Source organism: Yoonia sp., assembly GCF_042093035.1.
Taxonomy (GTDB): Bacteria; Pseudomonadota; Alphaproteobacteria; order Rhodobacterales; family Rhodobacteraceae; genus Yoonia.
Window position 1 is genome coordinate 21,987 of sequence record NZ_JBELFI010000017.1, and the last position, 9,037, is coordinate 31,023.

9 protein-coding genes and 1 pseudogene are annotated in these 9,037 nt (G+C 57.1%); 5 read left to right on the forward strand and 5 right to left on the reverse strand.

The features are described 5' to 3' along the window. Nucleotides 1-68 precede the first annotated feature (68 nt). The 3 genes from ACFDSS_RS04350 to ACFDSS_RS04360 all read right to left on the reverse strand — a co-directional run bounded on the left by ACFDSS_RS04350 (nucleotide 69) and on the right by ACFDSS_RS04360 (nucleotide 2,935). On the reverse strand, nucleotides 69-1,844 hold the full coding sequence (locus ACFDSS_RS04350; protein ID WP_375254541.1) for an acyl-CoA dehydrogenase C-terminal domain-containing protein: 1,776 nt from the start codon (nucleotides 1,842-1,844) through the stop codon (nucleotides 69-71). 41 nt (nucleotides 1,845-1,885) lie between these two features. After that, the gene (locus ACFDSS_RS04355) at nucleotides 1,886-2,287 is read right to left on the reverse strand and encodes a MerR family DNA-binding transcriptional regulator (RefSeq protein ID WP_375254542.1); all 402 of its coding nucleotides are present in this window, start codon (nucleotides 2,285-2,287) and stop codon (nucleotides 1,886-1,888) included. Between the two features lie 279 nt (nucleotides 2,288-2,566). Continuing rightward, the gene (locus ACFDSS_RS04360) at nucleotides 2,567-2,935 is read right to left on the reverse strand and encodes a MerR family DNA-binding transcriptional regulator (RefSeq protein ID WP_375254543.1); all 369 of its coding nucleotides are present in this window, start codon (nucleotides 2,933-2,935) and stop codon (nucleotides 2,567-2,569) included. A 135-nt stretch (nucleotides 2,936-3,070) separates the two neighbouring features. Here ACFDSS_RS04360 and ACFDSS_RS04365 point away from each other — a divergent pair, with 135 nt between their 5' ends. From ACFDSS_RS04365 to ACFDSS_RS04375, 3 genes are read left to right on the forward strand one after another with little or no spacing between them, the layout of a single operon-like run. Further along, nucleotides 3,071-3,511, forward strand: coding sequence for a PaaI family thioesterase (locus ACFDSS_RS04365; RefSeq protein WP_375254544.1), 441 nt, complete (start codon nucleotides 3,071-3,073; stop codon nucleotides 3,509-3,511). Then, nucleotides 3,508-4,002: a PaaI family thioesterase gene (locus tag ACFDSS_RS04370; RefSeq protein ID WP_375254545.1), complete on the forward strand. Its 495-nt coding sequence runs from the start codon at nucleotides 3,508-3,510 to the stop codon at nucleotides 4,000-4,002. The genes ACFDSS_RS04365 and ACFDSS_RS04370 overlap by 4 nt, the downstream gene beginning before the upstream one ends. Next, on the forward strand, nucleotides 3,995-5,332 hold the full coding sequence (locus ACFDSS_RS04375) for an MATE family efflux transporter (protein WP_375254546.1): 1,338 nt from the start codon (nucleotides 3,995-3,997) through the stop codon (nucleotides 5,330-5,332). Before ACFDSS_RS04370 ends, ACFDSS_RS04375 begins: the two co-directional genes overlap by 8 nt. Here the strand turns inward: ACFDSS_RS04375 and ACFDSS_RS04380 are convergent. After that, nucleotides 5,309-6,361, reverse strand: a complete 1,053-nt coding sequence (locus tag ACFDSS_RS04380) for a quinone-dependent dihydroorotate dehydrogenase (RefSeq protein WP_375254547.1) — start codon at nucleotides 6,359-6,361, stop codon at nucleotides 5,309-5,311. The genes ACFDSS_RS04375 and ACFDSS_RS04380 overlap by 24 nt on opposite strands. Then, nucleotides 6,358-6,690: a DUF952 domain-containing protein gene (locus tag ACFDSS_RS04385; RefSeq protein WP_375254548.1), complete on the reverse strand. Its 333-nt coding sequence runs from the start codon at nucleotides 6,688-6,690 to the stop codon at nucleotides 6,358-6,360. Before ACFDSS_RS04385 ends, ACFDSS_RS04380 begins: the two co-directional genes overlap by 4 nt. Nucleotides 6,691-6,846: 156 nt before the next feature. Here ACFDSS_RS04385 and ACFDSS_RS04390 point away from each other — a divergent pair. Further along, a pseudogene (locus ACFDSS_RS04390) lies at nucleotides 6,847-8,403 on the forward strand (bifunctional metallophosphatase/5'-nucleotidase). A 177-nt stretch (nucleotides 8,404-8,580) separates the two neighbouring features. Further along, on the forward strand, nucleotides 8,581-9,037 hold a 457-nt coding region (locus ACFDSS_RS04395; RefSeq protein ID WP_375254549.1), incomplete at its 3' end, for a 3-deoxy-D-manno-octulosonic acid transferase.

The window sequence follows — 9,037 nt, forward strand, 5'->3', positions numbered from 1 at the left end:
CTTGGTCCAAAAACTCCCGCCGGAGGCTTCCATGGGTCGTTCTTGGCATTATCCTTTACCATTAGCGATCAAAAGTTTGCCGCCTCCAGTGCCATGACCGTGTCGCCACCCGTGTTGATGCGTACAAGGTGCATGGCCGTCGCTGGCAGTTGGCGGGCCATATAGTAGCGACCTGTCGCGAGTTTGGTCTCGTAGAATTCGGTATCTGATGCACCGCTGTCGAGCGCTTCCATCGCAGCCTTCGCCATCCGCGCCCACATCAAGCCAAGGCAGACGTGCCCCATCATATGCATGAAATCATAGGATCCTGACAGTGCGTTATTCGGCTTGGTTGCGTTTTGCATGAAGTACATGCCTGCCGCCTGAAGATCCTTGGATGCTGCTTTCAACGGCGTCAAGAAGTCCTTGTTCAGCACCGCATGGCTTTCGTTTTCTTTGACAAATGTCTTTATCATCTCGAAAAACGCCATGACATGCTTGCCACCATCCAGCGCCAGTTTGCGGCCTACGAGATCGAGCGCCTGCACGCCGTTGGCCCCCTCGTAGATCATTGCAATCCGCGCGTCGCGCGCATATTGGGACATGCCCCATTCTTCGATGTAGCCATGCCCGCCGTAAACCTGCTGTGCCGCTGTGGCGTATTCAAAACCCTTGTCGGTCAGGAACCCTTTAATGACGGGGGTCATCAGGGAAATCAGACCATCGGCATCGGCATCCTGGTTCCTGTGTGCCCGGTCGATCAGGTATGCCCCCCAGAACGTGAACGCGCGCGCGCCTTCTGTGAAGGATTTCTGATCCATCAGATTGCGCCGAATATCAGGGTGCACGATCAGCGGATCAGCAGGCCCATCTGGGTTCTGTGCACCTGTCACATCGCGCCCTTGCAGACGGTCATTGGCGTAGGCAACGGCGTTTTGATAAGCACTTTCCGCCTGCGCGTAGCCTTGCAGACCCACACCCAGACGCGCTTCGTTCATCATCGTGAACATGGCGCGCATGCCTTTGTGCTCTTCACCAATCAGATAGCCCTCGGCCTCATCATAGTTCATCACGCAGGTCGAATTGCCGTGGATACCCATCTTTTCTTCGATCTTGCCAGCTGAGACGCTATTGCGCTGCCCCAAAGAGCCGTCCTCATTCACCAGGAATTTTGGCACGATAAACAGAGACACGCCTTTGATGCCCTCTGGCCCGCCTTGGATTTTCGCCAGAACAAGGTGGATAATATTTTCCGCCATGTCGTGCTCACCCGCAGAAATGAAGATCTTCTGGCCGGAGATTTTATAAGAGCCGTCGCCGTCTGGCACAGCTTTGGTGCGCATCAGACCCAGATCAGTGCCGCAATGCGGCTCTGTCAGGTTCATTGTGCCGGTCCATTCGCAAGAGACCATCTTGGGCAGGTATGTCTGCTTTTGCTCAGCGGAGCCATGCGCATAAATGGCTGAATAGGCGCCGTGGGTCAGACCCTGGTACATGTTGAACGCCATGTTGGCGGAAACGAAAGGTTCCTGCGCTGCGGTGTGAATCACATAAGGCAGACCCTGCCCGCCATATTCTGGATCGCAGTCCATTGCAGTCCAACCGCCGTCCCTCATTTGCTGGAACGCCTCCTTGAAACCTGCCGGCGTGCGTACCACGCCGTTTTCCATGACGCAGCCTTCTTTGTCACCAACCACGTTGAGCGGGTGCAGCACCTCTGTCGCCACCTTGCCTGCCTCTTCGACAACCGCAGTGGTGAAGTCCCGGTCAAGCTCATCAAAGCCCTCAATATCCTGCTCGCTGATCCTGAGGAGGTCATGCAGGACAAATTGGATGTCTTTTGTCGGTGCGTTGTAAATCGGCATGCGGGTGTCTCCGTGGTGTCGTTCGTGTGAAGGCGGCGACTTCAGGCAGCCGCTGTTTTACTCTTGGCCAATTCGACGAGCTTCTTTGCGCCCCAAGCCATTTGTTCTTTCAGTTCACCGATCGCCTCTTCCAGTTCGGCCTTCTGGGCCTCCATTTCGGCAAGGTGCTGCTCGGCGAGTACGTATGTTTTGGAAAGCTGTGCCTCTTGCCCGTCGCCCATGTGGTAGAGGTCGAGCAACTGTCGGATATCTTCGAGCGAGAAACCAAAGCGCTTGCCGCGCAGGATCAGTTTCAGGCGCGCGCGATCGCGTTTGGTGAATAACCGCTTCTGGCCTTCGCGGACCGGAAACAGCAGCTCCTTGGCTTCGTAAAAGCGCAATGTGCGTGGTGTGACATCGAACGCGTCACACATTTCGCGGATGGTTAACAGCTTTTTGGTCATCTTCTCATTCCTATGTGCATGTCTCGTTTGTCATGCACTTGCGGGTGATAATGTCACCTTACAATCAAAGTTGACGTTCACGTAAACATAACGTGACGTCAAAATGAAGTTGACGAAAGGTCAGCAAAGATTGCCCTTGCTCCGGCGCAATAAAACATCGCGCAAAATGGCCTAATTCTTGCTGTCAAAGCGCTTTGATAGCACCAATCCCGCGCCATGATGTCCGCGCGGAGTTTAGGAATATGTAGTTGGTTGGGCGGTTTCCGTTGTAGCGGCGTGCTATCCCAGCGAAATTGCGGTTTCGTCGCGCAGTTTTTGTAGTTCAGCGATCGTTTCTTCCAACTGGCTTCGCTGGTCTTTCAGTTCGGCCATCTGGCGGTCTGCAAGGGCGACCCATTCGCGCATTTGCGCCTCTGTGCCTTCATGCTCATATATCAGCAGCCATTGACGGATATCCTCCAGGGAAAACCCAAACCGCCGCCCCCGCAGGATCAGCGTCATGCGTGCCAGTTCCTTCGGTCCATCAAACCGCGACCGGCCTTCTTTTTCGGGTGTCAGGAGTTCGATATACTCATAGTAGCGCAAAGTCCGCGGTGTGACGTCGAATTTTGCACACATATCTTTAAATGACAGTCGCGTCTCTGACATCGTATTCTCCCTGCGACGATCGTAGCGTCAAGTTGCGGCGACGGCAACGCATGATGAGGCTATCTTTATCAAGGTGAAGTGTTGGCAATATGGCGAAAACCGCGTTACCCAAAGATCAGACAAGCCGGAGCTTTCATGTCAGACCCCCAAAAATCCCGCCGCGATTTGCTGGCACGCCAATTCATCGAAGCAATCCCACATGCCCAGGAACTGGGGATGCAATTGACCGAGATTGCAGACGGCATGGCAGTTATCGCGATGGATTATGACGCGCGATTGGTAGGCGATCCTGAAACAGGTGTCATTCATGGCGGTGCGGTGTCGACTTTGATGGACACCTGTGCCGGGGCGGCTGTGATGTCGCATCCCGCAGCACCCATTGCCACGGCCACGCTTGATTTGCGCATTGACTATATGCGCCCGGCGACCCCCGGTGACCGGATCACCGCAACCGCCGTGTGCTACCACGTGACCCGCTCAGTTGCTTTTGTGCGCGCGACGGCTGTTGACGCCAATGCGGATCGTCCCGTGGCGACGGCCACCGGTGCTTTTACAATCGAGAGGGCAAAAACATGAGCCGCCGTCCGGAGCCCGTCCAAGTCGTCAAGCAACGCCGTGACGCGGCCCTGCAAAAACTCGTGGCCGGAGTGCCCTATATCCAGTTTCTGGGGATAGAGATCGACCGGCGCGGGGATGAGCTGACGGCAATCTTGCCCTTTGCCGACAAACTTGTCGGCAACCCGATGCTGCCTGCTATTCATGGCGGCGTTACGGCGGCATTTCTGGAAGTCACCGCCATCATGGAACTTAGCTGGGCGATGATCTGGGAAGACATGGAAGCGGGTAAATTCGCCGATACCGCCCCACGCATCGCCTTGCCCAAGACGATTGACTTCACGGTCGATTACTTGCGTACGGGTTTGCCGCGCGACGCCTACGCACGGGCACGTGTGAACCGCTCTGGCAGGCGCTATGCGTCGGTGCACGTCGAGGCCTGGCAGGACAATCGCAGCCGTCTGTTTGCACAAGGCACCGCGCATTTCCTGATGCCAACGCGCGATGACTGACGCGCTGACGCACCGCAGGGTCTTGGCAATTGCGGTCCCGATTGTCTTGTCCAACGCGACCGTGCCGATCCTCGGGATCGTTGATACAGCAGTTGTTGGTCAATTGGGCGAGGCTGCCCCAATCGGGGCCGTGGGCATCGGTGCGATTATCCTGACCGCGGTTTATTGGATCTTTGGTTTCTTGCGGATGGGGACAACCGGCCTGACATCTCAAGCCGTAGGTGCCAAAGATGTGGATGAGGTTGACGCATTGCTGGCCCGCGCCTTGCTCATTGGGTTGTCCGCCGGTGCCGTAATGATTGCGGGGCAGGTCTTTATCTTTCAGGGCGCATTCTGGGTGTCGCCAGCAAGCGCAGAAGTTGAAGGATTGGCGCGCGACTATATGGTCATCCGCATCTGGTCAGCTCCCGCAACGATTGCGCTTTATGGCATCACCGGATGGTTGATCGCGCAAGAACGCACCCGTGCAGTGCTGGTCATTCAAGTTGCCATGAATGGGTCCAATATCGCGCTCAGTTATGGATTGGGCCTGAAGTTGGGCTGGGGCATCGAAGGCGTCGCTTGGGCGACGTTCATTGCCGAATGGGGTGGTTTGCTGGTTGGCTTGTGGTTCTGTCGTGCCGTCTTTGGCCGCGCGGCATGGCTATCGTTTGCGCGGGTCTTCGATCTGGTGCGCCTCAGGCATATGGCCGCAGTGAATACTGATATCCTGATCCGTTCCGTGCTGCTGCAGGCCGTTTTCGTCAGCTTCATCTTCTACGGTTCCGACTTTGGAGACGTGCAACTCGCCGCAAATCAAATCCTGTTGCAGTTCTTATACGTGACATCCTACGCGCTCGACGGTTTCGCCTTTGCGGCCGAAGCACTGGTTGGCAACGCGCTGGGGGCAAAGGTGCGGGCGGCTTTGCGGCGCGGTGCGATGCTGAGCAGCTTTTGGGGGTTGGTGATCTGTGCCGGGCTTTCGTTGAGTTTTGCGATCTTTGGGGGCGCCGCGATTGACCTGATGACGACCGCGACGGATGTCCAGGACGCGGCCAAGACATATCTGCCTTACATGATCGCTGCACCGCTTGTCGGTGTGGCCGCATGGATGCTGGACGGGATATTTATCGGCGCGACCCGCACGACAGATATGCGCAATATGATGATCGTTTCCGTTGCGATCTATTTTGCGAGCGTTATCCCCCTGATCGCCGCTTTCGCCAATCATGGGCTTTGGATGGCGATGCTCATCAGTTTCATTGTGCGCGGCGCGACACTTGCCTGGAAATACCCGGCACTTGAGGCCGAAGCGGACAAGTCGGTCTCAGGTCCAGTCGCTGCGGCCTGATCCGACCGCCTCAGAGACGCTTGAAAAACCATCGCGGGCCAGAAGACCGTCAAGACCGCCTGCGATATCGCCGGCAAGCGATATCCCGCCATAGACCAAGGCCGTATAGAGCTGCACCGCAGAGGCGCCAGCGCGGATTTTCTGGTACGCCTGCTCTGGCGATCCCACGCCGCCGACCCCAATGATCGGCAAATGCGTCAGCCCGGCGAGCTGGGCCAAAAGCCGTGTTGATTTCTCAAACAGCGGTTGCCCCGAAAGCCCGCCATCTTCGCTCCGATAGGGTCCGTGCAATCCAGTGCGGTCCAGCGTCGTATTCGTCGCAATGATCCCATCAATGCCAGAGGCATTCGCGACTTCGGCGAGTTCGGCAAGTTCATCGCCCGACAAATCCGGCGCGATCTTGAGAAAGACAGGCAGGGGCGTGTTCAGGCCCGCACGTGCCTCCATCACCTTTGCAAGCAATGCGGCGAGTGCCGCCTTGCCTTGCAGATCGCGCAGTTTTTCTGTGTTTGGCGAAGAGACATTAACCGTCACGAAGTCGACAAAGCCACCGCAATGGCTCAGCACCTTTGCAAAGTCGCTGGACTTATCTTCGCTGTCCTTATTGGCCCCGAGGTTCAGGCCGATAACAGCATCCTGTGGCCGGTTGGCAAGGCGGCCCGCAATGACATCCATGCCTTCGTTGTTGAACCCGAAGCGATTGATTGATGCGCGATCCTGCGTCAACCGGTATAGGCGTGGTCTTGGGTTGCCCTGTTGCGGGCGCGGTGTCGCGGCGCCGACCTCAAGAAAGCCAAATCCGGTTTTGGCGAGCGCGTGTAGGGCGGTTGCGTTCTTGTCAAAGCCTGCCGCAAGACCGATTGGGTTCGGCAGTGAAAGACCCGCAACCGTCGTGCGCAAACGGTCAGTTGTCACAGGCCCCCCGCGTGGGCCCAATCCGGTGTTGAGCGCCTTGATTGCCAGCCCATGCGCGACTTCCGGGTCGATCTGACGCAGGGCCATCAGGGCGATGTTTTCAAGGGCTCTCATGTCAGATCAGGGAATTGGTGAAGGCCCGCTTCCAGCGGAAGGGGCTTGGACCAGATCACATCATCCAAGCGCAGCTTGCGATAGAGATGCGGGAAGAGAACACCTTCGCGCGCTGGTTCCCACTTAAGTGGCCCCAGCCCGTCGGCCTCAATCGCCAACAGCACCAAGCCCTCAACTCCGGTGAAGTATTTTGCTGCGGTTTCAGCCACGGTTTCGGCGGTGGAAAAGTGAATATAGCCGTCTGCCACGTCGATTGGTGCGCCGATCGTGTCGCCTTTCGATTGCAGATCGGCCCATTCATTGGCGCGGAATATTTTGTAAATCAGCATGACTGCCTCATGGCCTTTGCACAGAAATAGGTCAAGCCCATCAGTGTCAACAAGCCCTTGCAGCGCCATATGACAAGTTGACCGTGGGATATTGTTGACTCCGTCTAGCCCCCTCGCCAAGCTGACAACATATCTAACCTTGGGGGATCAGATCCAATGATTGCACGTATCATGACAACCACCTGCGCGCTTGCGGTGACCGCAACTGTGGCGGCAGCAGACTATTCGCTGACGATTTTGCACACAAACGATTTCCACGCGCGTTTTGAGCCGATCAGCCGCTTTGACAGCGGATGTTCCGGCGAAGACAACGCGGAAGGCAAATGTTTTGGCGGCACCGCCCGTATGGTCACGGCTATTGCCGAAGCGCGGGCGCGGTCCAATAACGCGATCCTTGTGGATGGGGGCGACCAGTTTCAGGGCACGCTGTTCTATACTTATTACAAGGGCGCTGCCGCTGCCGAGTTCATGAACCAGATGGGCTATGACGCCATGACCGTGGGCAACCACGAATTTGATGACGGGCCTGAAGTACTGCGCGGGTTTATGGATTCGCTGTAATTCCCCATCTTGATGTCCAACGCAGACGTATCGGCAGAGCCGCTGCTGGCTGAGACGCTGATGAAATCCACCGTGATTGAGCGCGGCGGAGAGATGATTGGCATGATCGGTCTGACCCCTGAAAACACCGATGAACTTGCCAGCCCCGGCAAGAATGTCAGCTTCACCGCGCCAGTCGCCGCAGTTCAGGCCGAGGTCGACAAATTGACCGCGATGGGCGTGAACAAGATTATCGTCCTGTCCCACTCCGGCTACAATGTTGACAAGGAGATCGCGGCGAACACGACGGGCGTCGATGTGATTGTTGGCGGTCACTCGCATTCGCTTCTGGGTGAAGCAGAGGGCGCAGAAGGTCCGTATCCGACAATGGTCGGCAGCACAGCGATTGTGCAAGCCTATTCATACGGCAAATATCTGGGTGAGCTGAACGTGACGTTTGACGATGACGGCAATCTGACCGAGGCGGTTGGCGCGCCTATATTGATCGACGCAAGCGTGACCGAAGACCCCACCACCGCTGCGCGTGTCGCTGAAATGGCCGTGCCGCTCGACGAAATCCGCAATCAGGTTGTCGCGGAGGCGGCTGGCGCGCTAGAAGGGGATCGCGCGGTGTGCCGGGCGATGGAGTGTTCCATGGGTAACCTGATCGCTGATGCGATGCTGGCACGTGTGGCCGATCAAGGCATTCAAATCGCGTTTCAAAACTCTGGCGGTATCCGCGCATCCATTGATGCCGGTGATGTAACGATGGGCGAGGTGCTGACCGTGCTTCCATTCCAGAACACGCTGTCAACATTTCAGGTGACAGGTGAAACGATGCTTGCAGCGCTCGAAAACGGCGTCAGCCAACACGCAGACGGCTCTGGCCGCTTCCCGCAGGTGTCGGGGATGCGCTTCAGCGTTGATTTGGCCGCTGAGGTCGGATCGCGGATCAGTGACGTGACCGTCGGCGGCGCTCCGCTTGATTTGGCAGCGACCTATGGTGTGGTCTCCAACAACTTTGTCCGCAATGGCGGGGACGGCTACGATATGTTTGAAACGGCCATGAACGCTTACGACTTCGGGCCGGATCTGGCGGATGTCACAGCCGAATACATGGCCGAGAATGCGCCCTATCAGCCATATGTCGATGGGCGTATCGCGATAAAATAGGTCTCATATAACTGCGATTGAGCGCGCCGCATGGTTCTTTGCGGCGCGTTTTTATTTGCGGCGATGCTGCCTGAGAGTTGACCGGTCCATCATCTGCGCATAGGCGTTTGCGCGTCAGCCGTTGTTGGAGCCGCGCGCATCTCTGTCATTCATTCCCTCTATTTGGCGGCAAGCCGCGTGACCGGGCCGCTTTTTGCGCTCTGGCAGCGCCGCGCGTTGCGTCTGGGCAAAGAAGATCCCGCCCGCGTTGATGAAAGACGGGGACAGGCGACCACCCTGCGCCCGCACGGACCGCTGATCTGGTTTCATGCCGCAAGCGTCGGAGAGACGCAGTCGATCCTGCCGTTGATCGTGACACTGCTGGAGGCGCGCGCGGATTTGCAGGTCTTGATAACGTCAACGACGCGCACCTCTGCGCAGATGCTCGCGGCAGATCTCCCTGATCGCGTGATCCATCAAATGGCCCCCTATGATACGGCTCACGCGTCTCGCGCTTTTCTCGATCACTGGCGGCCTGATGTAGCGATTTGGGTTGAAAGTGAACTTTGGCCGCGGATACTGGTTGAGGTTGGATCGCGCAATATACCACGTCTTTTGCTGAATGCCCGTGTCTCGGAACGCACGGCGGGGCGCT

Excerpts from the sequence above, each read along its gene's own strand:
- ACFDSS_RS04355 (WP_375254542.1), bottom strand. The coding sequence starts at position 2,287 with ATGACCAAAAAGCTGTTAACCATCCGCGAAATGTGTGACGCGTTCGAT.
- ACFDSS_RS04375 (WP_375254546.1), top strand. The coding sequence starts at position 3,995 with ATGACTGACGCGCTGACGCACCGCAGGGTCTTGGCAATTGCGGTCCCG.
- ACFDSS_RS04370 (WP_375254545.1), top strand. The coding sequence starts at position 3,508 with ATGAGCCGCCGTCCGGAGCCCGTCCAAGTCGTCAAGCAACGCCGTGAC.
- ACFDSS_RS04360 (WP_375254543.1), bottom strand. The coding sequence starts at position 2,935 with ATGTCAGAGACGCGACTGTCATTTAAAGATATGTGTGCAAAATTCGAC.
- ACFDSS_RS04385 (WP_375254548.1), bottom strand. The coding sequence starts at position 6,690 with ATGCTGATTTACAAAATATTCCGCGCCAATGAATGGGCCGATCTGCAA.
- ACFDSS_RS04350 (WP_375254541.1), bottom strand. The coding sequence starts at position 1,844 with ATGCCGATTTACAACGCACCGACAAAAGACATCCAATTTGTCCTGCAT.
- ACFDSS_RS04380 (WP_375254547.1), bottom strand. The coding sequence starts at position 6,361 with ATGAGAGCCCTTGAAAACATCGCCCTGATGGCCCTGCGTCAGATCGAC.
- ACFDSS_RS04365 (WP_375254544.1), top strand. The coding sequence starts at position 3,071 with ATGTCAGACCCCCAAAAATCCCGCCGCGATTTGCTGGCACGCCAATTC.